This window comes from Nitratireductor aquibiodomus (assembly GCF_900105565.1).
Lineage (GTDB): Bacteria > Pseudomonadota > Alphaproteobacteria > Rhizobiales > Rhizobiaceae > Nitratireductor > Nitratireductor aquibiodomus.
In genome coordinates this window covers 2533021-2556663 of record NZ_FNSL01000001.1, presented here as the reverse complement: position 1 = coordinate 2556663, position 23643 = coordinate 2533021, and the positions used below count along the sequence as shown (strand labels likewise).

Genomic DNA, 23643 nt, shown 5'->3' with positions numbered 1-23643 from the left:
TAGGCGTTTCAGGGCTTTTTTCCAAGTTTTGCGGCGATTTCCGCCTGGGGAGGAAAACAACGCCCGAGCACCCTTTGCCTTTGGCGCGAAACCGATTATGTAGCCCTTGAGAAATCGGAGACCGAGGCAAATGGCCACCATCAGCCAGAAACCTAAGCTCATCACCATTTTTGGCGGCAACGGCTTTGTCGGCCGCCATCTGGTGCAGGCCCTCACCAAGCGCGGCCACCGGGTGCGCGTTGCGTGCCGCAATCCCAATACAGCGATACATCTGCAGCCGCTCGGCAATGTCGGCCAGGTGCAGGCGGTGCAGGCGAACCTGCGCAACCGCGCCTCTGTCGACCGGGCCGTGGAAGGGGCTGACCATGTGATCAATCTGGTCGGTATCCTCTATGAATCCGGCCGCCAGTCCTTTGATGCGATTCAACATTTCGGCGCCCGCGCCGTGGCGGAAGCCGCCCGCGCCGCCGGCGCGAAGCTGACCCACGGCTCGGCGATCGGCGCCGATCCGGAGTCCGACTCCGACTATGCCCGCACCAAGGCTCTCGGCGAACAGGCAGTGCTGGAAACCGTCAAGGATGCTGTGATCATCCGCCCCTCCATCGTGTTCGGCCCGGAAGACGACTTTTTCAACCGCTTTGCCAACATGGCGCGCTTCTCGCCCTTCCTGCCGCTTATCGGCGGCGGCGAGACAAAGTTCCAGCCAGTCTATGTGGGCGATGTGGCCGAGGCCTATGCCCGTTCGGTCGATGGCGATCTCGAAGGCGGCCAGATCTATGAGCTGGGCGGGCCGGAAGTGCTCTCCTTCCGCGAATGCCTCGAGGAGATGCTCGAAGCGACCTACCGCAAGCGCTGGTTCGTTTCCCTGCCCTGGTTCGTTGCGCGCATTCAGGCCCGCATTCTGCAGCTTCTTCCAAAGCCGATGCTCACCCTCGATCAGGTGAAGCTTCTGAAGACCGACAATGTCGTCTCCGAAGAGGCGAATGCGGCCGGGCGCACGCTCGACGGTCTTGGCATCCAGAAACACTCGCTGGCGGCCATTCTGCCCACTTATCTGTGGCGCTACCGCCCGGCAGGCCAGTTCACCCGCAAACAGTTCCTTTAAGGCGGGTCCTTGGGCAGCTTCGAGACGCTTCTGCCGGAAACGCTGGGCGCGATCCCGGCGCTTCTTCTCGTCATCGCCAGCTTTTTCACCTCGGCACTGACCGCTGCCTTCGGCGTGGGTGGCGGGGTGGCCATGCTGGCGCTGCTCGGCCTTTTCATTCCGGTCGCAGCCCTCATCCCGGTCCATGGCGCCGTCCAGCTCGGCTCCAACACCGGCCGCGCCTGGCATCAGCGCCCGCACATCCGCTTCTCGATCGCTACGCCGTTCATCGTCGGCAGCCTGATCGGCGCCGCTATCGGTGCCTATGTCGTGGTGCAGCTTCCCGACGCGCTGTTGAAGCTCGTTCTGGGCGTCTTCGTCATCGCCGTCACCTGGACGAAAATTCCCGGAGCGGCGCGGCTCAGCCATGCAGGCCTCGCTGCCGGCAGCGCGGTTCTCGCGCTTGCCACCATGTTTGTCGGCGCCACCGGACCGCTGCTCTCGGCCTTCTTCGCGCAGCTCATTCCCGACGACCGCAAGGCGCTCATCGCCACCCATGCCGCCGGCATGACCGTTCAGCACGCCCTCAAGGTGATCGCATTCGCGCTTGCCGGCTTCGCCTTCTGGCGCTGGCTTCCCTTCATCGCGCTGATGATCGCTTCGGGTTATCTGGGAACCATTTACGGCAGCAGGCTTCTGGAAAAACTGCCGGAAGAGGCGTTTCGGCGCTGGTTTAGAATCGGCCTCACGCTGCTCGCACTCGATCTCATCCGCCGTGGCGTGATGGGGATGGTGTAGAGCCGCAGCTTCCCGCGCTCAAACACCGAGAGCGCGACACCGCACACCTTTAGGCCTGATCCGAAATACGACGGGAGTGGAGGCGGGTATCCGGTTCCGCCTCAGCGAAGCCCCTCCGTTATCACCACAAGCGCCAGTTGCCCTGGATCGGGAAGGCCTACGGATTTTTCGGCAAAGATGCGCGCGCGTCCAGCCTGATTGGGCCTTTGCGTGAACTTCTCGACTGTATCCCTGGCGGCCGTCACGGCGATTTCCATCAAGGCGCCGGACCGTTCGGCCTCAAGGGCGTGAACCTGGGCGTCGAGCCCGTCCAGAACGGTTTTCTCGCCCAGGGATGACTTGCCCCGGGCCAGCATGGCATCGCGTGCCTGAGCGAGGAGCCCGGCAATTTCATCGGGCCCGAACTCCGTTCTGTCCTTCAGGGCCTTCGCTGCCGCCATCAACCCGGTGGCCACCAGCGTACCGAAGGAGGAGGAAGACACCTGCTGAAAGGTCCTGGCCATCTCGAAGAAGGCCCGGCCAACGTCGTCGCTCAGGTCGAGCTTTGCGCAGGCCGAAAAGCCCTCGGCAACGGTGATTCCAAGGTCTCCGTCGCCCAGTTGCGCATCGGCCTGGCACAGAAACTCGCGATTTTCGCCCGCATGCTCGGCTATGCGGGCGAGTGCCGCCTTCAGCTCGTTGGAGGTGATCTTCATTTCAGACTCTCCAGAAAGCGCAGTTGGCGGGTGCCGCAAGCAGGTCTTCCAGTTCATCGTCGAGCCTGAGAATGCTCAGTGACGCGCCTGTCATCTCCATCGAGGTCGCATAGCGCCCGACCAGGGGCATGACGACATCCACACCGATCTCCGAGAGACGCACGGCGAGGCGGCGGTAGAGAATGTACAGTTCCTCATGGGGCGTCGCGCCCAGAGAATTGACCAGCACGGAGACGCGGTCCCCCTTGCCGAGCGGACGGTCTGCCTGCAAAGTGTCGAACATCTCATCAAGGATGTCGTCTGCGGGCTTGATCGGACCGCGCCAGGTGCCGGGCTCTCCGTGGATGCCCATGCCCATCTCCATCTCGTCATCGCCGATGACGGAGCTCGCCTTTCCAAGCTGCGGGATGATGCAGGGCGTCATCGCCATACCCATCGACACGACGTTGCCGGAAGCCTTTCTGGCGAGCCGCGCAACCTCGTCGAGATCCGCCATGCGTTCGGCGGCTGCGCCAGCGATCTTGAAGGCATAGATCATGCCGGCAACGCCCCTGCGCTTCTCCATTTCTCCGCGCGGGGCGGAGGCGACATCGTCGCTGACCGCGTGGGAGGCCGTGCGGATGTCATCCTCGAAGGAGACCATCTCTGCCGCCATGTCGAAATTCATGACATCGCCGCCGTAATTACCGTAGAGACAGAGGACCCCGGCCCCGGCATCTACCGCGCGGATCGTTTCCGCCATCTGATCGGCTGACGGGCTGGCAAAGACGTTGCCGATGGCACAGCCATCCAGCAATCCCGTGCCGACATAGCCGGTAAAGACCGGCAGATGCCCCGAACCTCCGCCGGTCACGATACCCACCTTGCCTTTGGTCTTTTCGCCAGCGCGGGTAATGATCCGGTGCGCCGGTTTGGCATAGATTTCGGGATGCGCCGCCACGAGCCCATCGAGCATTTCATCGACGTAGTTCTGCGGATCGTTCAGGATCTTCTTCATGACATTCCTCAATAGGTCAGGCTGGGAGAAACGGCTTTGGCACCCGGCGAAAGTTCGGCCAGCATTTCCTGGTGAGCCTGGCGCGCGGCACTGAACAGAAGGCCCACATCGCTCGGCCCGACAATGAACCGGTAACCGGCTTCGCGCAGTTCGGCATAGCTGCGGCCGCCGCCGGTGATCGTGCCAAGACGCAGATTGGCTTCACGCGCGGTCTGTTCAATCTGCTGCTTCAGCTTCTTAAGTTCGGGGTGTTCAAGCTGCTCCAGAAGGCCAATGGAGCCCGACAGATCGTTGGGGCCCACAAATGCCATGTCGATCCCATCAACGGCGGCGATGTCCTTCAGATGTGCCACAGCATCAACATGCTCGCACTGCACCATCACCAGCAGGTCTTCATGAGCCTTCTGCGCGTAATCGGCCTTACGCCCGTAAAGCGAACCGCGCACGATGGGAGCCGCATAACCACGCGCACCTCTCGGCGGATAAAGGCAGGACCGGGCAATGGCCTTGGCCTGCGCAACCGAATTGACCATCGGCACAATGATCGACTGTGCCCCGCGATCCAGTGCACGCTTCAGCGTGGTGTCGGAGGAATCCGGCACACGCAGCACGGCCTGACCGCCCGCCGCCTGCACGACACGTATCAGGCTGAGACCGTCTTCCAGCGGCGCGGCACCATGCTCGCAGTCTATGACCACAACATCCCAGCCCGCATTGACGACGATGTCGCAGGCTTCCGGTGATCCGGTGTTAATCCAGGTGGCGGCGATGGTTTCGCCGGCCATGAGGCGTTGCTTCAGAAGGTTGGTCATGCGTCGTTTTCCATGGTTCGCTGAGTTTTTTCCGGGTGGATGATCGCCCGGAATGCTCGGTAGAGGCACAGGCCCCAGATCAGGATCGCCGCGACGCCGAGGACCAGCGATATATCGCGCGAGAAGAAGGGCAGAAACTCGCCCTGGGATTTGATCATCGATGTCATGAAGTTCCGCTCAAGCACCTTGCCCAGCACGACGCCAAGAATTGCCGGCGCAAGGGGGATGCCGCCCAGCGTCATGGCAAAGCCGACGATGCCGAGCGTGATGATGATCCAAATCGAGAAAGCGGAGTTCATCACCGCGAAACCGCCGATCAGGGACAGGCCTAGAATTAGCGGCATGAGCAGGCTTTTTGACATGCGCATGAGCTGGCTGGCGAGCAGGATGGCCAAAGCACCAGTGAAAACCATCGCAATGTTTGCCAGCAGGAACGCACCGAAAAGCGTGTAGACGAGATCGCCACTGCGCTCGAATATGTCGGGTCCGGGGTTCAGCCCCTTCATCATCAGAACGCCGATGGCGATGGCCGTTACGCTGTCGCCCGGAATGCCGAAGATGAGCGCCGGCGTCCATGCGCCGCTGACAGCGGCATTGTTGGAAGCACCGCCATCGACGATCCCCTCATAATGCCCCTTGCCGTATTTCTCCGGCGTTTTGGAGAAGCGGCGCGAGACCGCGTAGGCGATCCACGCCGCGACATCGGAACCCGCGCCCGGCAAAACGCCGATGAAAACGCCCAGCGGCCCGGACCGGATCACGCTGACCCAGCGCTGGCGCACCACTTTCAACGCATCGCCGATGGCCTGCCGGAGCGGCTCCATCTTTGGCGATTTTGCATCTGCACGCGGGGCTTTGGGCTCAAGCGCCGCGCGGAACAGCTCTGTCAGCGCGAAAAAGCCGATCATTGCCGAGATGAAATTGACGCCGTCATAAAGATCGTAGAGGCCGAATGTGTAGCGCGGCATGCCGACCGCGACATCAATGCCGACGCAGGCGATGGCAAGACCTATGAACAGGCTGGCGAAGGTTTTGGCTGGCGGCGCGTCCGAAACGAAAACGGCGCAGCTCAGGCCCAGGGCCGCGAGCCAGAACATTTCGTAGCTCGAGAAATTGGTTGCGAAACCGGCCAGCATCGGCGCAGCGAGGCTGAGAGCGATGACGCCGATCACCCCGCCGGCCGCGCCAGAAAACAGCGAGACAAAAAGAACGGTGCGCGGCCTGCCCGAATGGGCGATGGTGGAGCTGTCGGCGACATAGGCTGCAGAGGCCGGCGTTCCGGGAATGCGCAGCAATGCGCCGCTTATGTCGCCAGCGAAAATTCCAGTCGACGTGGTTGCCACGATTGCGGCGATGGCCGGCACAGGGTCCATGAAAAAGGTGAACGGCACAAGCAGCGCCACCGCCATGGTTGCCGAGAGGCCCGGTAGGGCACCGACAAGAGCACCGTAAAGTGTGCAGAGCACGATCGTCAGCAAAAGTGCCGGGTCTGCGAGCTGGGAAAAGATTGCTGCAAAGTCCATGGATCAAACTCCCACCCTTTCGCCTTACCAGGCGACTGGCAGGAGAAGGCCCCAGGGCAGCGCGACCTTCATGATCGAATAGAAGATGAAGTGGAACACGGCCGTCGCCAGCACTGAAAGCAGAAGTGCTGAAGGCAGCGAACCGCCGAAAAACAGGGTCGCGGCGAAAAGCAGAGCGACGGTGGAAATGTGGAATCCGGCCGGGTCCAGCGCCAGAGTGTAAAGAACGATCATGGCAACAAGCAGCGCCACGCGGGCAACGCCCCGGCCGTCGATCCGCATAACCTCCGTGAGGCTGCGCCTTTCACGCCCGAGAAGTATGAGCAGGCCAGACAGGGCCATTCCGGAAGAAACGATCTTTGGGAAGAAGCCGGCTCCGAATGCAGTGCCCGCGGGGGGATCAAACCCCCACGCGCCTGCAAACATGGCCGCGCCGGCGGCGATCAGGACAAGGCCCGTCACCGCATCGCGGGTGAACTGCATGTTACTGACCCTTGGCCATCCCGATTGCCTTGACGGTGTTGCCAAGGCCCTCGTCATACTGGGTCATGAGATCGAGCAGCTCCTTGCTGCCGCCCCAGACAACCGGTGCGCCGAGGCTGCTGCGAAACTCGGCCCATTCCTTCGTTTCCACGATCTCTTTGAGAGCTGCCTCATAGCTGCATGCAATGTCTTCCGGCATGTTGGCCGGCGCCGAGATGGTGGTGTAGGCTGACAGGGTCCAGCCGCTCGGCAGTTCCCTGGCAGTGAGCGGCACGTCGGGATACGCTTCGCTCGGCTTGTCGCTCATATAGGCAAGCGCCTTGATCTCACCGGCATCGATAAGCGTCTTTCCTTCCAGAAGCGAAGGCGTGACCATGTCGACACCACCGGCCAGAAGCTCCTGCAATGCGCTCGCCGACCCCTCGGAGGGGACCCAGCGGATGGTCTCGGCTTCAAGCCCTTCGGCATTGAGCATGCCGGCAAGCGCCAGATGCCAGATACCGCCGAGCGCCGTTCCCGATGCCGTCAGCTCACCCGGGTTTTCGCGTGCGTGATCCAGCAGCTCCTTGAGGGAACCGAACGGGCTGTCCTTGGAAACAAGCACGCTGGCCGATGGCTGGTTGATGAGCGCTATCGGCGTGATGTCCCTGTAGGTCAGGTCCGTCAAACCAAACCAGTGCATCGTGTTCATCTCGACCGTTGCAGCACCGATCGTGTAGCCATCCGGCTTTGCGCGGGAGATGGCCGAATGCCCCACCACGCCATTGCCGCCGGTGCGGTTGACGACATTGAAAGGAACGTCAAACTTCTGCTGAAGCATCGTTGCGAGCTGACGCGTGTTGGTGTCCGTGGTACCGCCCGCTCCCCACGGGACGATGACGCTTACTGGCCGCTCCGGCTTCCAGTCGCAGGACGCGTAAGCGGCAGAAGCCCATGCCGTCGCAGCAAGTGCGACAGCAGACACAATTGTCCTTTTCATGATTTCTCTCTCCCAAGATTTGCGGGCCTAAACCCTCTCCTTCAAAGAGAAGCATGACATAGGGATTGAAGCTAGGTCAATCGTTTTATTAAAACGATTGACCTAGCTGGAGAAACGATTGACGCGCGCCCCGGATCGGGCGACAAGCTGACAGGCAGGGGAACCAACAACAAAGACACTCAGATGATAGCACGCGTAACGCTAAAAGACATCGCGACGGCGACGGGGCTCTCCGTCTCAAGCGTCTCGCTTGCGCTGCGCGGCGACAAGCGATTTCCCAAGGAGACGCTCGACCGGGTGCGGGCGGCCGCAGACCGCCTTGGTTATATATACAACCAGGGCGCAGCCGATCTGCGCATGTCGCGCAACAATACGATCGCTGTCTGCCTCGGAGAGCTTTCGAACCCGATTTTCAACGACATGCTGATTTCCGCGGAACGTGAGATTCATCGCCGCGGCAGAAGGCTTCTTCTGGGCATCACGCGTGAATCACGCGAGCGGCAGGCCGATTTTTTGCGCCAGGCATTGCAGATCGGTTGCGAGGCTCTGCTTCTCTGCCCCGCCTACGGGACAACGCGCTCCGATCTGGACGAAATTCTTGTGAGAAACGGCCAGCCGCTCCTGCCAACGGTGCTGTTCTTCCGTTCAATCGAGGGCTTTGCCGCCCCGCAGGTGGTGAGCGACGAGTTTCATGCCGGACAATTGTCGGCCCGTGCGGCGATGGATGCGGGGCATCGGCGCATGTACTGGATCGGTGGCGGACAGGAAACAAGCGCTTCCCGACTGCGCGAGGCAGGCGCAGTGTCCGAGTTCCGCCGCGCTGGGCTCGAACCCGTGCGCATCCTTCATGGCCCCACCTCGCGCGCTTTCGGGTTCGAGGCAGCAACACGCATTCTGTCTGAGGACAGGGCCGACGACATCGCCCTGCTCTGCTTCAGCGACCTGATCGCGCTCGGGGTCATCTCTGCCTGCCACAAGATGGGCCGGCGTCCGGGCGCAGACGTCTCGGTGATCGGTTGCGATGACATGAACGAGGTGCAGTTTGCGGTTCCGCCGCTGACCACGATCCGCACCGACATTGAGCACATCATAGAACGCGCAATGCAGGCTGCGGTCGAACGTGACGAGGCCGGCCTCATCACGTTCGAGCCAAAGCTGGTTTTGCGAGAGAGCCTGCGCGTAGCCGTGCGAACCTGACTGCGACGAAGAAGGGCAGGGTATAGCCCGCCTTAAGTCAGCAACGGCCAATGCTGCTACCCTGATTTGAGGCCAGCAGCTTCTACCAAAACACTCCCACAAATGTCTGAATTCCTTCCCCGGGGATCAGACGCTGAAGCAAATTGCAGTTCTGGTACTCTGGCGTCTGATGCGATTGCCATCAGACCACCATGCATGGGGCGGTCTGTTCGAGGGGGCGACCGGGTCGTGCGCCGGTTTTCTGCCCATCGACCCAGACCTCGCGCCCGTTGACGAAGACCCGGTCGATGCCCACCGCCGGGCGGATCGGCGTCTCGAAGGTTGCACCTTCGGCGATGGTGTCGGGATCGAATATGACGAGATCCGCAAAGCCGCCGACGGTGATCCGTCCCCGACCGCCTAGCCCGAAGCGATCGGCCGGCATGGAGGTCATGCGGCGCACGGCCTCTTCCAGCGAGAACAACGAAAGGTCACGGGCATAGTGACCAAGCACGCGCGGGAACGTGCCCCAGACACGGGGATGAGGATGCTTGCCGCTCGGGATGCCGTCCGAACAGATGATCGTGTGCTCGTAGGACAAGATGCGCTGAACATCGTCTTCGCTCATGATGAAGAAGATGCCGGTCGCGGGCAGAAGCTTCTGGAGCGCGGTGTCAATGTCGGTGCCCCATTCCTCGGCGATGTCGGAGAGGTCTCGGCCCGCCATCTGCGGATAGGGAATGCTTTCCGCAACGATCACACGGGTCGCCTGCCTGTGCCTGCCGGAATCGAGGATGGTCGACGACGCAATCCACGGCGTGGTGTCGAGGCCCACATCCTGCTCCTGCATCGCATCATCGATCATCTTCAGCGTGGTGACCGACATGCCGTGGTTGGCAAGCCCGGCGCATTTGTGATGGGAGACATGCACGCCGCAGCAGGATTCACGCCCCACGGTGAAGGTCTCTTCAAGCCCCTGAACCACGCGGTCGCCCTCGTCACGCATATGGGTGACATAGAGCTTGCCATGGGCCTGGGTGATCTTCGCCACCTCGATCAGCTCCTCGGTCGTAGAGGCGCGGGCGGGCGGGTAGAATGGTCCGGTGGAAAGGCCGATTGCACCTTCGCCGAGCGCACGGTCGAGCTTGCGGCACATTTCTTTCAGCTGTGCTGCATCGGCGGCCTTGTTCAGGTCGGGCAGTTCGTTCACGCGAAGCGTGGAATGTCCGATCAGACAGGCTGCATTGACTGCTGCCGGTTCCGCCAGAAGCCGGTCGCGATAGGCGGCGTAAGTTTCAAACCGCAGCGCTTCATCTTCAATGATCATGCGCAGAGGGGCCGGGATCTCGCCCTTCGGCACCAGTGGTGCGATGGAGAAACCGCAATTGCCGTTGATAACGGAGGTGACGCCCTGCGACGTCATGAACTCCATGTCGGGCTGGGTGAGCATCGCAGCATCATGGTGCACATGCGGATCGATGAAGCCGGGTGCGACGACGCGGCCAATTGCTTCGATCTCGCGTCCGGCCGTCCAGTGCTTCAGGTCGCCGGTGGCGACAATGCGGTCATCGGAGACGGCCACATCACCCTTGCGACGGGGGGCACCTGTACCGTCGATGATGTCTGCGCCGCGGATGATGAGATCAGCGTGCATGGGAAGGCTCCTGTATTGTTGCGTCGAAGGTCAGGTGGCGTCGCTGTCCGCTGGCGGCACGCCGTTATCGCCGCACCAGCGGGCGGCGAGATGAACGAGAATGAAGACGATCATGATCGGAACGGCCACGGCGACCCAGAAGGTGCTGAAGGGCAGCGCGTCGGCCATAGTGCGGCTGTGGCGCAGCAGGAAACCGCGCGCCGGATTCATGTTGGGGCCATAGAACACGTACCACAGGATCGGCAGTAGGTAGATCAGAACCACGGCCGATCTCATCAGTGCGGCGGCGAACCCGAGAAGGGCCCTCCGTGAGCCTTCACCGGTGAAGAGCGCCGGATCGAACCGGTGCTTGAACGATATCGTGGCCCCCATGAGGCCGGCCCAGATCATTGCGTATCGGGCCAGTTCCTCGGTATAGGCCGGCGGCTGGTTGAACACGTAGCGCGCCAGGACCTGCAGTATGACGGCCCCCACGAGGATCACCAGTGCCACGCCGGCCATCACTGTGGCCAGACGATTGAGCCCGTTGCTGATGTGGATGACGGATCTGGCGATGTGTTTCATGGGGGTGGCCATTGCTTAGTCTGCGACGGAGTCGCGGGCTTTAATCCAGATGCTCAATTGGTCGTCGGGCAGAGACGTTGCCCAGGTGGCACGCGCCAGCTCGGCCATCTTTTCGCGTTCGCCTTCGGCCAGCTCGGTGATGGTCACGCCTGCGGCTTCATGCTTCGCGCGCACTTCGCTGGCCCAGTTGTTGACCCAGTCACGGTTGGCTTTCTTGCCGGCTGCGAGGGCTGCATCGATCTGGCCTTTTTCCTCATCGCCCAGAGAAGCGTACCAGTCTTCCGAGATCAGAACGATGCGCGAGGACGGCGTGATATCGGCGGGCGTGAAGTGCTTCAGAAACTCGGTGTGGCCGGTTCGGATGGCCGAGTTCGGCGGGTTGAAATAGCCATCGGCGACGCCGGTCTGGATGGCGTTCGCCACTTCCGACCAGGAGACGATCGTGCCGGTCGCGCCCAGCGCCTCCTGCAGTGCGATCTGCTCGCTGTTGAGCGCGCGGAAGCGCAGATCGGACATGTCCTCGACCCTGGAGATCGGCTTCTTGGAATTGTGAATGCCGATATCCATGCCGATGTAATTGACGTCCACGAAACGCACGCCGTTGTCGAGAAGCGGGCCGTTCATCTGCTCAAGCATGTCCGTTTCAGAAAGCACGGCGTCGATCTGTTCGCGGTTCTCGAAGAAGAACGGGAGCTGTACGCCCTTCATCAGTGGCGACATGCCGAACCCGGTGGAAAGGGCGGCGAGATTGACCTCCAGAAGTCCCTGGGCAACTTGGTCGAAACGCTCTTTTTCCGAGCCCAGCGTGCCGGACGGGAAGATGGAGACCTCGAATTCGGTTCCCTTGAGCGCATCGGCAAAGCCGTGGGCGAAGGCTGCTTCCGGGTTGGTCGCCGTATCGTCGGCGCCGTTCATCGCGATCTTGATGTCAGCGGCCTGTGCAGCGGCGGTCATGAGCGCAAGCGCCGAAATGGCGAGGGCTTTGGGTAAAAACTTCATTTTTCTCCTCCGTTTTATTTCGTTTTTCGTCAGGCGAGCCCCAAAAGGCGTGGAATGGTCAGAGAAATCTCCGGGAAATAGGTGAGCACCAGCAGCAGTGCGACTTCGGCCAGAAAGAAGGGCAGGGTGGCGCGTATCAGCCGCCAGTAGTTCATGCGCACCGTGGTGGCGAGGATCAGCAGAACCCCTCCGAGCGGCGGCGAAAGAAGGCCGGTGGTGATGTTGAAGCAGATCACGATGCCCAGATGCACGGGGTCGACGCCCATGGCGATTGCGACAGGTGCGAAGATCGGGGCGAACAGCGCCACGGCGGCCTTCACATCCATCGCCATGCCGGCCACCAGAAAGATCAGGTTGATCAGCATCAGATACTGCAGCGGGCTCAGGTTCCAGTCTTCCACCGTCGCCTTGATGGCCTGTGGCCATTGCAGAAGCGCGGCGATGTAAGAAAAGGTCGAGATCGCGCACAGGATGATGAACAGCCCGCCGAGCATCACCGCCGTGCGGTGCAGGCTTGCGCCCACCTGGTTCCAGGTGAGATTGCCATGGGTAAAACCGACCACCAGAGCCGCAATCACGGCCACTGCAGCCGCTTCAGCCGGCGTCATGAAGCCGAACAGCGTGCCGCCGAGAATGATCACCGGCAGGGTCATGGCGGGCAGGGCCCTCAGAAGCGAGGGGAAGAACGCAGGCACGTCTTCGCCCGGGCCGCCGGGATGGTTGTCGCGGTGGGCGTAATAGGCGTTGATCGCCATCAGAACGCCGGCCAGAAGCAGTCCGGGCAGAATGCCTGCGGCGAAGAGCGCGGTGACGTTCGTTTCCATCAGCGCGCCATAGAAAATCAGGATGGACGAGGGCGGGATGATCGGGCCGATGATCGAGGATGCGCCCGTGATCGCAGCTGCGTAGTCGAGCGAATAACCGCGTCGGCGCATTTCTGGCACCAGCGAATTGCCGAGTGCGGCGGCGTCGGAGACAGCCGATCCCGATACGCCGGCAAAGAACACCGAGGTCATCACGTTGACATGGCCCAGGCCACCCTTGAGGCGTCCGAGGAAAGACATGCAGAAATCGATCAGCGCGGTTGCCAGACCACCACGGTTCATCAGGTCGCCCGCGAAGATGAACAGCGGCATGGCAAGAAAGGCGAACACATCGAGCTGGCTGAAAAGCCGCTGGGGCAGCACCGCCATATACATCTGACGGTCTGCGGCAATGAAGGTCAGGATCGCGGAAGCGCCAATGACATAAGCAATGGCGGCGCCGGCCATGAGGCCGAAAACGGTGAATGCGATGATAAGCGGCGCCTGCATTGCTCTTGGGTTCCCCTCCCCGATGGCTCACACAAATCTGGCGAAAGCGCTTGCAATAGAAAATAGAAAAGATTTCACTATTCCATAGTATATATCTATGGGATGGCGGAAAGACGGGGAGGTTACGCGGCCGTGAAACCACTGACTTTGCAGCGCTTGCAGGTTTTCTGCGCGGTCTACGAGCGGCAGTCGATCACGGCAGCGGCGCGGCAGATGAACCTGTCGCAACCCACAGTCAGCCGCCATCTGCGTGACCTCGAAGCGGCCATCGGCCTGACACTTTTCGTGCTCGACAAGGGGCGTGTGATCCCGACCGTCGAGGCGGACGCCATCTACAATGAGAGCCGTTTTCTCTATGACGGGATCAGCCGGCTGGAGCGACGCATCGACTCGCTGCGAAAGGGCGTCGGCACACGTCTTCTGGTAATGTCGGTCGGGCTTTTCGCGCCCTATTTCGTGCCCACCGCACTCCGCAGGGTGCTGGATGCGATGCCGGGCCTGCGCGTTGCCGTGGATGTGGGCACCGCACAGCAGCAGGTTCAGGCGATACGTGCGGGCATGGTCGATGTCGGGCTCGTCATCGGCAGATTTCAGGCTGACGATATATCCACGGAGCCGCTGGGGCGTGGCCGTCTGGTGGTGCTCAGCCCAAAGGACGGCCCACTGACGCGGCTGGACCGTGTCAGGCTTGAGGATCTCAGCTCCGTGCCGATGCTGGGGCTGACCCCGCGTGGCCCCATCGGACGTGTGCTGAACGAGGCGCTTCTGGAGCGCGGGCTGCCTTTCGACAACACGGTGACGGGCAACACACTGGTCTCGGTACCCCATCTCGTTCTGGCGATGCAGCGTTCCGCCGTAGTCGACGAGTTCACCGCCGCCTTTCACGGTCTCGACGGACTGGTGACACTGCCGCTGGAGCCCGACCTGCCGCTCGATATCCAGTCGATCTCCATGGGGGCGACGGCAAGCAAGGTCGCCAGCCAGCTCTTCCTGAAGGAAATGCGGGGAATGCTCGCCGACTGGCAGGCAGGCAAGATGCAGTTCTAGAGTTAAGACTCTTAGCTCCAGCCAAAGGTGTTGGTTCGGGAATTTTGAGATCGGCGCCGGAGACGGGATTGCCTTCGCTGACAGCCGCTTTCAGAAGCCGCTTGTCCCAGGGGATCTGTAAACCTCAACCCCAGACCAGTGGCGTTGACAGAATGGACCGGCCCAGACCGGCATCTCGCTTTCCACCTTTGCGCCGGTTGGGATATCTGGCAGATCAGCATCGTGTGGTCGGTCGAATATCCAGGACGGATGCCGTGATGTCTGCACGACTTCACCAAAATGGAATTCTATTCCAATTTGGAATCAAATGTTGTATAAGCTGCTCTAGACTAGGGAGGAATGGTTGACCGTTGCCGCTGTAGACCGCTGTCTAACGATACTGGAGGCCCTTGCGGGCGAGCGTGAACCGATCGAATTGACGGACCTCGCCAATCGGCTGGACATGCCGGCAAGTGCAGTTCACCGCACGCTGACGACACTCGTCTCGCATGGGTGGGTGCTGCAGCACAGTGGAACCCAACGCTATGCGCTTTCGCTTCGCATGAGCACACTCGCCTTTCGCAATCTCGATGTCCGCGCGGTGCCCGATGTGGTTCAGTCCGTTCTGGACAAGCTGGCGCGCGAGACACGTGAGTACTGCCGGCTGGCAATCGTCGAGGGCGAGGATCTCGTCTGGGTCGCCCGCGCGCAGGGTGCCGTCACGGGCCTTCGCTACGATCCCGAGATGGGGCAGGAGATCGTTCTGCATGCCACAGCCAACGGCAAGGCCTGGCTCTCCACACTTCCCGAATCCGAGGCGTTGCGCATTGTATGCGCCCGCGGCTTCGGCGCGCGGCGGCCTCTGGGCCCCAACAGCGCGACCAATGTCGATGAGTTCCGTGCTCGGCTCGTCGAAACGCGCGAGCGCGGATACGGAACTTCCGTCGAGGAGGCCGAGGCAGGAACGGGCGCTGTGGCGGTGCCCTTCTTCAACGGGGTTGGGCCGGAAGCGCCTGTCGCCGGTACGATAAGCGTTGCCGGCCCCCTCGTGCGGATCACGCCCGATCGATACGATGAGCTGGCGACCGCCCTGAAGAGGGCCGCCGCCGAAGTTGCCGAAATCTGGTCTCTGCGAAGCCGTCAGCGCGGTTACAAGCCTGTCATGGCGGCACCGCGCCCGCATGCGCCGGCGGAAGTTTGAGACACAAGATGATGCGGCGCATTTCGATATTGCAGCGTTCTCTGGAGCCGGTCCTCTGGTTCGCCGGCCTGCTGCTCATCTGGGAGGTGCTGGTCCGGGCGCTGCATGTGCCGGTTTACGTGTTGCCGGCACCGTCGCAATTCCTGTCGCGCCTTTTCGAGGATTATCAGAGGCTCGGCTATCACGCGCTGGTGACGACACGGCTGATCATCTACGGCTTCGTCGCGGGAGCAATTCCCGGTGTCGTACTCGGTTATCTGATTGCGAAATTCCGGCTCGCGGAGCAGGTGCTCTATCCGCTCGTCGTGTTCATTCAGGGCCTGCCGAAGATCACGCTCGCACCGCTCATGCTGGTCTGGTTCGGGTTCGCGGATTTCCCGAAGATAATGCTTACCGCGCTGATCACCTTCTTTCCGATTCTGGTCGACAGCGTCACCGGATTCAAGTCCATCGATCCCCGGCAGTATTACCTCAGCCGCTCGGTCGGTGCGTCATGGTGGCAGACATTCCGGCTCTTCGAGCTGCCGTCCGCCGCGCCCAGCATCTTTTCCGGGTTCAAAATCACTGTCGTTATCGCGGTCACGGTGGTGATCGTCGTCGAGTGGATGAATTCGCAGAACGGGCTCGGGTATCTGGTCCTCAGGGGGATGGACGATTCCGACACGTCGCTGATCTTCGCCGTACTCGTGGTCGGCTCGATGATCGGCGTTTTGCTCAGTTGGGGGATGGAACTGGCCGAAAGGATATTGCTGCCCTGGCGGCGGCGCTGACCGGTTCGTGATCAAGGAACAGGTATCAGGATAAACAAAGGGAGGAAGGAATGCAGTTCAAATTGAGGCATGTGGCGGCAGGGGCAATGCTTGCACTGCTAGCAGGAAGCATTCCCGCGCTGACGCAGGACAAGCTCCAGATGCAGATGAACTGGACGGCCGATTCCGCGCATCTCGGATTCGCGGTGGCCCAGGCCAGGGGCATCTACAAGGACCATGATCTGGAAGTCACCCTGACGGAGGGGCGCGGATCGGCCGTAGCCGCACAGCTCGTGGCGACCGGGCAGACGGAGCTCGGCTATGCCGACACCGGCGCAACGCTCAATGTTGCTGCGCAGGGCGCGCCGATCAGGATCATCGCAACCATCTGGAAATCCGGCCAGTTCGGCATTCAGTATCTGGCCGATTCCGGCATCAGGGAACCGAAGGATCTTGTCGGCAAGAAACTGGCGGTCTCTCCGGGATCGGCCATGCTGCCGCTCATTCCGGTTTTCCTGCGTGCCAACGGCATCGAAGAATCTCAGGTGGAGATCGTCTCGGCAGCGGAAAGCGCCTTTATCGGCCTTCTGACATCCAAGCAGGTCGATGCGGTGTCGCAAACGCCGGAAAACATCGTCGTGCCGCTGGCTGCGCAGGGCATCGAGGCCGGCAATATGTACTTCTACAACAACGGCGTTCCCATCGCGAGCCTCGCCCTGGTGGCGCGTGAGGACAAGCTCGAGGCCAGTCCGGATGTCTACAAGCGCTTTGTCGAAGCGACGGCACTGGGCTGGCAGGAAGCCATGAAGGACCCCGAAGCCGCAGTCGACGCCCTGCTCGAGATTTTCCCGGAGACGGCGCATTCGAAGGAGAACCTCCTTCAGTCGGCAAAGTTCAGCTTTGCATCGGTCTGTCCCGGCGGTCCCGGTGACGCCATTGGCGTGACGGACGCTGAAACCTGGGAAAAGATGTACAGCGTCATGACGTCGGCGATGAACCTTCCCGATACCAAGCCGGTGACGGATTACTACACGCTCGACTATCTGCCGGGCACGCCGGTGACCTGCCCCTGAGGCTGGTTGGTCGCAGGATCCTGTCCGGGCGCACAGGGCGTCCGGGCATCAATCTCACGCGGAAAGTTTCGTAGGCATGTCGCAAACAGCTTCTGCCATCACGCCAGCACAAACGGGAACGCGTGCGCGTCTCATGGCGGCATTCGGCGGTTCGTATTTTTCTTCCATCCTGATCGGGACGGTGGCGGTGCTGTTGCTGCTTGGATTGTGGGAGGCCGCGCTTCGCTTCTTTGAAGTGCCCATATGGCTTGCGCCCAAACCGTCGGATTTCCTGGCACGGCTTTACACCGACAGGGCATTGATCGCCGGTCACGCGTTCTGGACCTCCCTCACAATCGTGGAAGGTTTCGCCCTTGGCGTGCTGGTGGCAATCCCGCTGGCGCTGGCAATCGTTTCAGTCGGCGCCCTGGAGCGGGGACTCTATCCGGTTATCGTGTTTCTCAACATCATGCCAAAGACGGTGATCGGCCCCATCCTGATCATCTGGTTCGGCATAGGCCCGCTGGTTGCCGCGCTGATCGTTTTCCTGATGAGCTTCTTTCCGGTTCTGGTCGATTCCATGTCGGGCTTCCGACTGGTTGACCGGAGGCTCTTCTACATTTCGCGGTCCATGGGAGCGAACCCGTGGCAGACCTTCTGGAAGGTCCGGCTGCCGGCCGCAATGCCGCATATTTTCTCTGGCATGAGGATCGGCGTGGTGAAGGCGGTCGAGGGCGTCATCATCGCCGAATTCATCGCCTCAAACAAAGGGCTGGGCTTCATGATCGTGCGCGCCTCGGCGTTTATGGACATGACACTGATGTTCTCCGGGCTTGTGGCTGCGGCGATCGTCGCGCTGATCTTCAACGGTGCGATGAGCATTATCGGGCAATGGCTGATGCCGTGGTCCAGACACTGAACCCGCACAAGGCGACAATGAAGGACATGACGAAGGCAGACATGAAAACCCGAACTCCTTCCGGTCTGGCGCATCCAGCCGGCAACGCAGGCGCTGCGGGCGCCTCGATCAATGCGCGCGGGCTGACAAAGGTCTTCGGCAGTGGAGACACGGCATTCCACGCGCTGGGGCCCATCGATCTGGATATCAAGCCGGGAGAGTTCGTTTCCATCATCGGTCCGTCAGGGTGCGGGAAGAGCACGACCATGCTCCTGGTGACAGGACTGGAGCCGCCGAGCGCTGGCTCGGTGGAGATTGACGGGAAGCCGCTCACCGCTCCGATTTCGGAGATCGGCATCGTCTTTCAGGATCACCTGCTCCTGGATTTTCGCACCGCCATCAACAATGTCATGCTGCAGCAGGAAATCCGGGGGCTAGACAGGGCCACGCTCAGGGGGCGTGCCGACGCTCTCTTCGAGCGGCTCGGCCTTTCGGGGGCGGAAAACCGCTATCCGTGGCAGCTCTCCGGCGGCATGCGCCAGCGCGTTTCGATTGCGCGCGCTCTGGTTCACGATCCCTCAATGCTGTTGATGGACGAGCCATTTGGCGCGCTCGACGCGATCACACGAACGCAGATCCGGCACGATCTGGAAATGCTCTGGCTTGAAACGCGCAAGACGGTGCTGTTCATCACCCATTCCATCGAGGAGGCGGTCGGCCTGTCGGATCGTGTTCTGGTGATGTCGAAGAGCCCTGGCACGATTGTCGAGGAGATCGTCATCGACCTGCCGCGCCCGCGCCCGGCCCATCTGGGCGAGTATCCCGAGTTCTCGAAATATGCCGAAAGAATCTATCGGATATTCGAGAAACTTGGCGTCTACAAATTCTAGAGTCATGGTTGAAACGTCGCAATTGCCTGAATTCGTGTTCAATGAAGCGACCGTTCGCGAGAGGTGGGGTCTTGAACCCTTCCTTGAAGGATGCGCCGCGCGTGGTCTGTCACGCGCGTCCCTGTGGGGCGATGAGATCGACAAGGTCGGCCTTGAAGAAGCCCGCCGGATACTGGCCCGCACAGGCATTTCCACATTCGGCTTCAATCGGGCGGGACCGCTTCTGGGTGCGGGAGCTGCGGCGCGAACGGAATGTCTCGACCGCGCGCGGCGCGCGGTGGACATGGCTGCCGAACTTGCAGCGGACCACGTTCTGGTTTTTTCCGGTGGGCTCATGGAGGGCAGCCGCGATCTCTCCGGCGCGCGGGCACAAACCGAAGACGCACTCGGCGAGCTTCTCGACCACGCGCGCGCGGTCGGAATGACGCTGGCTTTGGAGCCGTTGCATCCCATGGTCGCTGGCGACCGCGCGGTGATCCTGAGCCTCAGTCACGCCAACACTCTCTGCGAGCGGCTGGGCGGGGGATAGGCATCGTGGCCGACGCCTATCACATTTGGTGGGACGAACGCCTGGAGACAGAACTCGCCGGCGCCGGCGCAGCCGGAAGGATACTGGGCTTCCATGTCAGCGACTGGCTGGTGCCGACACGGCATGTCCTGCGTGATCGCGGCATGATGGGCGACGGTATCATCGACCTGGCCGGAATGTGGCGTCAGGTGCAGGCTGCCGGCTATGCCGGCCCTGTCGAGATAGAGATATTCTCGGATCGATGGTGGGCGGAAGACCCCGATCTTGTCCTCGACACGGCGCTCGCGCGGTGCCGGAGCATCTTTTCGGGAGGATGACCGGATCATGAGCGACAGTATTCCAAATCTGGGAGGCGCCTCGCGCATCTATGCGGTGTTCGGCGACCCGGTGACTCAGGTCCAGACACCCACCCTCATCAATCCGATGTTCGCGGCAAAGGGGATCGATCTCTATGCCGTTCCGTTCCATGTGACCGGCGAAACCCTGGAGGCCGCCTGGCGCGTTTTTGCGGCGATGGACAATGTCGCAGGCATTGGCGTGACGGTGCCGCACAAGATCGCAGCCGCGCGCCTGTGCGACGAGCTGACCCCCGCCGCCGCCGCTGTCGGCGCGGTGAACTCCATCCAGCGCCGGGGCGACGGCTCCATGCATGGCGCGCTTTTCGACGGGCTGGGCTTCGTGCGCGGACTTGCCGTTAATCGCGACCGTCTCGCCGGCGCGTCGGTTATGCTCGTCGGCGCCGGTGGCGCGGGGCGCGCCATCGCGCACACACTCGCTGGCGAGCAGATCGGCCGGCTGGCGGTGATCGATGTTGATGACGACGCGCTTGAATTCACCGTCGACATGGTCAATCGCGTGATGGGCGCACCGGTCGCGCAGCGGGGTTCCTGCGATCTGGCGGGCATCGACGTCCTGATCAACGCAACGCCGGTCGGTTTGAAATCCGCAGAGGCTTTCCCTGTCGATCTCAATGATCTGGGGCCGGAAATGCTGGTAGCCGATATCGCGGCGCTGGCGCGCGATACGGAATTGTTGACGCTGGCCCGCCAGCGTGGCGCGGCAACAAGCGATGGCCGCGACATGCTTGAGGCCCAGATCGCACTGATCGCCGGCTTTGCGGCCGGACTAGAGGCCGGAACGCCGCTCTGAAGTCAGACCTTCGCCTGTGCCTCGGCCATGTGGGCGGCAATGAGGTCCACCTGCCCGCGGATCATATGAATGCCTGAATGGATTTGTGCACCACGCGCCCGGGCAGCTTCCAGAAACGGCGTCACTTCAGGCTTGGCGATCACCTCCGCAATCAGCATCGTCCCGTCGACAAGGTCTGTATCGAAGGGCAGAGGATCGCTGGCTGAAAGACCGAGCGACGTTGCGTTGATGACGATCTGGCCGGGCTCGGGCCGGGGGTCCCCGGCGCGCGCGAAGGAGCGGCCCATTTTTCGATTCACGGCCTCTGCCAACTCCTCGGCTTTGGCATGGGTACGGTTGGCGATGGTCAGCGATGCGGCCCCTTCCTCAGCGAGCGCGAAGGCTATTGCTATCGCGGCCCCGCCGGCGCCGAGCATGAGGCAGTGGCTTCCAGAGGGCGTGTGGCCCTGCCCTTTCAGACCGCGAACGAACCCCTTGCCGTCGAACTGATACCCCCTGAAGGAACCATCGGCCTCCCGCCGCACGAGATTGACGGCCCCGACTCGCTCGGCGAGTGGTTCAAGACTGTCGCAAAGCGTCATTGCCGCCTGCTTGTGCGGCAGGGTGATGCCGAAGCCAATCAGGTTTCCAAGTGCCTTGAGCCCCTTCCAGGCCGTGTCGAGCTCATGAACGCTTATGTGCAGCGGTACGCACACGATGTTGACTTTGCGGGCCGCGAAGATCGGGTTGATCGTCGTCGGTGTCATCACCTGCGCGATGGGGTCGCCGATGACACCCATGATCTTCGTCGATCCATCGACTGTGATGCCCGGGGCTACCATGAGAGATCCTCCCGCTTCAGCCACACAAGGCTGCCGTCTTCAACGCCGACCAGCAGGCCGAGCTCGCCGCTGCCGTCCCAGTCGACGGCTTCGGGCGAAGCGACGTGCATGGCCATCTGGATCGTTTCACCGCGAAACCTGAACGCTTTCGGGAAGGCGAAGACCGGTTCGGTATTGGAGCCGATGTTCTCGAGCAGGAAGATACCGGCCTGGCCGGTCGTGTTGCGCGGCTGGCCGGTGGGGCCGGGCGGCACGGAGGCGCGCGCATGCGTACCGATAACGAGATCGATCCGGCCATCGCCGGTCCAGTCCACGGCGCAGAGTTTCACCCGTCCGCGACCACCGCCGACATCCTGCGTGAAACGCATTTTTGAGCCGTCTTCCCACCGCAGATGCCGCTTATCGGCAAGCTCGGTGTCTGACGCACGGCGGAAGTCCGACAACAGGCCGTCTTCGTCCAGCGCGAGATAATGAAGCTGGCCGTTGCCCAGCCAGTCGATCACGGCAGGACGCACACGCCAGACCGTCTTCAGCGGCCTGCCCTGCCATGTCAGCGGGCGCGGCGCTTCAAAACGGGGCGGTACCGTTCCCCCGTCATTACGGTAGAAATTGTGGTGGCCGTTGACGTCGCTGACGAGAAGGTCGGGATAGCCGTCGCCGTCCCAGTCGGCGATCGCAGGACAGGAATAGCCAAACATTTTTTCAGATGGCCCCTGAATGGAGCCCGTTAGCCCGGCGGCAATGCGCACCGGCTTTCCGCCCGCCTCGATCATGACTTCCCGTGCGAGCGCCGGGGCCTCCCGGGGGCCAAGATTCTCGTAGAACAGAAGCTCACCCGTGCTGTTGCCGACCACGAGGTCGGGCAGGCCATTGCCGGAAAAATCGTGCGCGGCGGGCGAGGGCAGGACGCCGGCATGTATCGAAGGTTCAACGCCTTCCACGCGTCCGATCTTCTCAAAGGCCGGCTGCCCATCGGGACCGGTGCCGGTGTTGCGGAGGAACGTCACATAGCCGTCCTCAGCGCCAACCAGAATATCAAGCCGCCCGTCGCCGTCCCAGTCGACGGCGCAGGGCAGGTGAATGCACTGATCCAGAAGCACGGGGGCGCCGGCGGCATCGCCAACCAGCCTCGGCTGCTCGAAGGCGAAAGGCCCGGTCTGGCGCGCGAAGTGCAGGATGTTCCAGAACTCGCCGCAAACCACGGCGTCGCGCCCGCCGCCGGAAAAATCTCCAAAGGCCGGCGCGCATTGCCCATAGACCTCCAGTGGGGTTTCGCCCGCAAGAACCGGTCTTCCGCGGCCGAGCTCCGGTGCGCTCAGTGTTCCCGTGTTCTTGAAAGCATAGAGGAAACCGCGCAGCGGCCCGCCAAGCCACCGGCCCGCTGCATCATAGGCGCGATAGCCGACATCGTTCCATTCCAGGCCGTTCGGCCAGTAATCGTCCCATGAATCGGTGCCGACAACGAGCTCGGGAACGCCGTCGCCATCGATGTCGTGGAAGCGGGCCATATGGAAATATTCGTTGCCCTTGACCCAGTCTGCCTCAAGGTCGAGCGCCACCGGATCGCCGAAGCGCGGTTCGCGAGCGGTGCCAATGTTGGGGAACAGGTAAATCTGCCGACGCATCCGCGACACGGAGAGGAGGTGGAAGCGGTCGCCATCGCGTACGGCGGTGACGTACCCACGGACACCCTCGACAATCCGTTCGCGGCCCAACAACGGTGTGCCGTCCGATTTCGTGCCGATCTGCGGATAGAGAAAGACGCGGCCCTCATAGCATGTGTCCCAGCTGGACAGAAGCAGATCGCGACCGCCGTCGCCATCCCAGTCAACCACATCGACACAGGTGATGATGCGCCCTGCGACCGGGGCCGAACCGACATCGGGGTGATAGGCGATTCTCTGATCCACATAGGACGGGCCGGTCCAGACCGACGCGTCATCCTCCCACCTGGTCACGCTCAAAATGCCTCTCCTCCGTTTTTGGAATCCTATTCCAATTTCATTTCGTATCATAGTGCGCGGCAAATGAAACCTGCTGATGGATACGAAACGAAGATCGCGATCAATGGCCGCGTGCCGGTGGTGCCTGCGCCAGTCACGCTGGCCGGCCGCATCAACGACGGTGGGCTCTCACGACTGCCAGACTGGCATTCGAAAGTGACGATGTGGAGATATTGCTAGCCGCGCGCCAGTCGGGCGAGCCGCGCCTCGACCCGTCCTTCACCGCCTTCTGGCAGAGCGAAGGCCGC

The 23643-nt window shown here is 61.9% G+C and carries 25 protein-coding genes; 13 read left to right on the top strand and 12 right to left on the bottom strand.

What is annotated here, in order from left to right; all coding sequences use genetic code 11:
• The first annotated feature begins 130 nt into the window (after positions 1-130).
• Positions 131-1105: a complex I NDUFA9 subunit family protein gene (locus tag BLW55_RS12240; protein WP_007007136.1), complete on the top strand. Its 975-nt coding sequence runs from the start codon at positions 131-133 to the stop codon at positions 1103-1105.
• A gap of 9 nt (positions 1106-1114) precedes the next feature.
• Complete coding sequence (locus tag BLW55_RS12235) at positions 1115-1882, top strand: sulfite exporter TauE/SafE family protein (RefSeq protein ID WP_090328991.1); 768 nt, start codon at positions 1115-1117, stop codon at positions 1880-1882.
• A 101-nt stretch (positions 1883-1983) separates the two neighbouring features.
• Here the strand turns inward: BLW55_RS12235 and BLW55_RS12230 are convergent, their stop codons facing one another.
• Genes BLW55_RS12230 through BLW55_RS12205 form a run of 6 tightly spaced genes read right to left on the bottom strand, consistent with a single transcriptional unit; the run spans position 1984 to position 7371 of the window.
• Complete coding sequence (locus BLW55_RS12230; RefSeq protein ID WP_090328990.1) at positions 1984-2577, bottom strand: dihydroxyacetone kinase subunit L; 594 nt, start codon at positions 2575-2577, stop codon at positions 1984-1986.
• A gap of 1 nt (position 2578) precedes the next feature.
• On the bottom strand, positions 2579-3574 hold the full coding sequence (locus tag BLW55_RS12225; protein ID WP_025029730.1) for a dihydroxyacetone kinase subunit DhaK: 996 nt from the start codon (positions 3572-3574) through the stop codon (positions 2579-2581).
• Positions 3575-3582: 8 nt separating this feature from the next.
• A complete protein-coding gene (locus BLW55_RS12220) occupies positions 3583-4386 on the bottom strand; it encodes an HpcH/HpaI aldolase family protein (RefSeq protein ID WP_025029729.1) in 804 nt (267 codons plus the stop codon).
• A complete protein-coding gene (locus tag BLW55_RS12215; protein ID WP_025029728.1) occupies positions 4383-5909 on the bottom strand; it encodes a tripartite tricarboxylate transporter permease in 1527 nt (508 codons plus the stop codon). The genes BLW55_RS12220 and BLW55_RS12215 overlap by 4 nt, the downstream gene beginning before the upstream one ends.
• Positions 5910-5933: 24 nt before the next feature.
• Positions 5934-6392: a tripartite tricarboxylate transporter TctB family protein gene (locus BLW55_RS12210; protein ID WP_177175070.1), complete on the bottom strand. Its 459-nt coding sequence runs from the start codon at positions 6390-6392 to the stop codon at positions 5934-5936.
• A gap of 1 nt (position 6393) precedes the next feature.
• The gene (locus BLW55_RS12205; RefSeq protein ID WP_007007144.1) at positions 6394-7371 is read right to left on the bottom strand and encodes a tripartite tricarboxylate transporter substrate binding protein; all 978 of its coding nucleotides are present in this window, start codon (positions 7369-7371) and stop codon (positions 6394-6396) included.
• A 183-nt stretch (positions 7372-7554) separates the two neighbouring features.
• Between BLW55_RS12205 and BLW55_RS12200 the strand changes: the two genes are divergently transcribed.
• Positions 7555-8568 (top strand): LacI family DNA-binding transcriptional regulator, encoded by a 1014-nt coding sequence (locus tag BLW55_RS12200; protein WP_090328988.1) that lies wholly within the window; start codon positions 7555-7557, stop codon positions 8566-8568.
• Positions 8569-8749: 181 nt separating this feature from the next.
• Here the strand turns inward: BLW55_RS12200 and BLW55_RS12195 are convergent, their stop codons facing one another.
• From BLW55_RS12195 to BLW55_RS12180, 4 genes are read right to left on the bottom strand one after another with little or no spacing between them, the layout of a single operon-like run.
• On the bottom strand, positions 8750-10201 hold the full coding sequence (locus BLW55_RS12195) for an N-acyl-D-amino-acid deacylase family protein (protein WP_025029726.1): 1452 nt from the start codon (positions 10199-10201) through the stop codon (positions 8750-8752).
• 30 nt (positions 10202-10231) lie between these two features.
• Positions 10232-10777: a TRAP transporter small permease gene (locus tag BLW55_RS12190; protein ID WP_007007147.1), complete on the bottom strand. Its 546-nt coding sequence runs from the start codon at positions 10775-10777 to the stop codon at positions 10232-10234.
• A 3-nt stretch (positions 10778-10780) separates the two neighbouring features.
• Positions 10781-11764 carry a TRAP transporter substrate-binding protein gene (locus tag BLW55_RS12185; protein ID WP_090328987.1) on the bottom strand — a complete coding sequence of 328 codons (984 nt, stop codon included), beginning with the start codon at positions 11762-11764 and terminating at the stop codon, positions 10781-10783.
• A 29-nt stretch (positions 11765-11793) separates the two neighbouring features.
• Positions 11794-13077: a TRAP transporter large permease gene (locus BLW55_RS12180; RefSeq protein ID WP_090328986.1), complete on the bottom strand. Its 1284-nt coding sequence runs from the start codon at positions 13075-13077 to the stop codon at positions 11794-11796.
• A 132-nt stretch (positions 13078-13209) separates the two neighbouring features.
• Here BLW55_RS12180 and BLW55_RS12175 point away from each other — a divergent pair, with 132 nt between their 5' ends.
• The 9 genes from BLW55_RS12175 (at position 13210) to BLW55_RS12135 (ending at position 20571) form a co-directional block, all read left to right on the top strand.
• Entirely contained in the window at positions 13210-14124 is a 915-nt protein-coding gene (locus BLW55_RS12175) for a LysR family transcriptional regulator (RefSeq protein WP_081784640.1), read from the top strand.
• 343 nt (positions 14125-14467) lie between these two features.
• Positions 14468-15304, top strand: coding sequence for an IclR family transcriptional regulator (locus BLW55_RS12170; protein WP_007007151.1), 837 nt, complete (start codon positions 14468-14470; stop codon positions 15302-15304).
• 8 nt (positions 15305-15312) lie between these two features.
• Entirely contained in the window at positions 15313-16074 is a 762-nt protein-coding gene (locus tag BLW55_RS12165; RefSeq protein WP_090328984.1) for an ABC transporter permease, read from the top strand.
• A gap of 50 nt (positions 16075-16124) precedes the next feature.
• A complete protein-coding gene (locus BLW55_RS12160; RefSeq protein WP_090328983.1) occupies positions 16125-17126 on the top strand; it encodes an ABC transporter substrate-binding protein in 1002 nt (333 codons plus the stop codon).
• 76 nt (positions 17127-17202) lie between these two features.
• Entirely contained in the window at positions 17203-18024 is an 822-nt protein-coding gene (locus BLW55_RS12155; RefSeq protein WP_090328982.1) for an ABC transporter permease, read from the top strand.
• Positions 17997-18893 (top strand): ABC transporter ATP-binding protein, encoded by an 897-nt coding sequence (locus BLW55_RS12150; protein ID WP_090328981.1) that lies wholly within the window; start codon positions 17997-17999, stop codon positions 18891-18893. The genes BLW55_RS12155 and BLW55_RS12150 overlap by 28 nt, the downstream gene beginning before the upstream one ends.
• A 4-nt stretch (positions 18894-18897) precedes the next feature.
• The gene (locus BLW55_RS21035; RefSeq protein WP_177175069.1) at positions 18898-19422 is read left to right on the top strand and encodes a sugar phosphate isomerase/epimerase family protein; all 525 of its coding nucleotides are present in this window, start codon (positions 18898-18900) and stop codon (positions 19420-19422) included.
• A gap of 5 nt (positions 19423-19427) precedes the next feature.
• Positions 19428-19739 (top strand): TIM barrel protein, encoded by a 312-nt coding sequence (locus tag BLW55_RS21030; RefSeq protein WP_090328979.1) that lies wholly within the window; start codon positions 19428-19430, stop codon positions 19737-19739.
• A gap of 7 nt (positions 19740-19746) precedes the next feature.
• Positions 19747-20571 (top strand): shikimate dehydrogenase family protein, encoded by an 825-nt coding sequence (locus BLW55_RS12135; RefSeq protein ID WP_090328978.1) that lies wholly within the window; start codon positions 19747-19749, stop codon positions 20569-20571.
• A gap of 2 nt (positions 20572-20573) precedes the next feature.
• On the opposite strand, the gene BLW55_RS12130 is transcribed toward BLW55_RS12135, so the two are convergent.
• Together BLW55_RS12130 and BLW55_RS12125 are read right to left on the bottom strand one after the other, a co-directional pair.
• Positions 20574-21392, bottom strand: coding sequence for a shikimate dehydrogenase family protein (locus BLW55_RS12130; protein ID WP_090328977.1), 819 nt, complete (start codon positions 21390-21392; stop codon positions 20574-20576).
• Positions 21386-23350, bottom strand: coding sequence for an FG-GAP repeat domain-containing protein (locus BLW55_RS12125; protein WP_244509168.1), 1965 nt, complete (start codon positions 23348-23350; stop codon positions 21386-21388). Before BLW55_RS12125 ends, BLW55_RS12130 begins: the two co-directional genes overlap by 7 nt.
• Before the next feature lie 69 nt (positions 23351-23419).
• On the opposite strand from BLW55_RS12125, the gene BLW55_RS20810 reads away from it, so the two are divergent.
• Positions 23420-23575: a hypothetical protein gene (locus BLW55_RS20810; RefSeq protein WP_177175068.1), complete on the top strand. Its 156-nt coding sequence runs from the start codon at positions 23420-23422 to the stop codon at positions 23573-23575.
• Positions 23576-23643 lie beyond the last annotated feature (68 nt).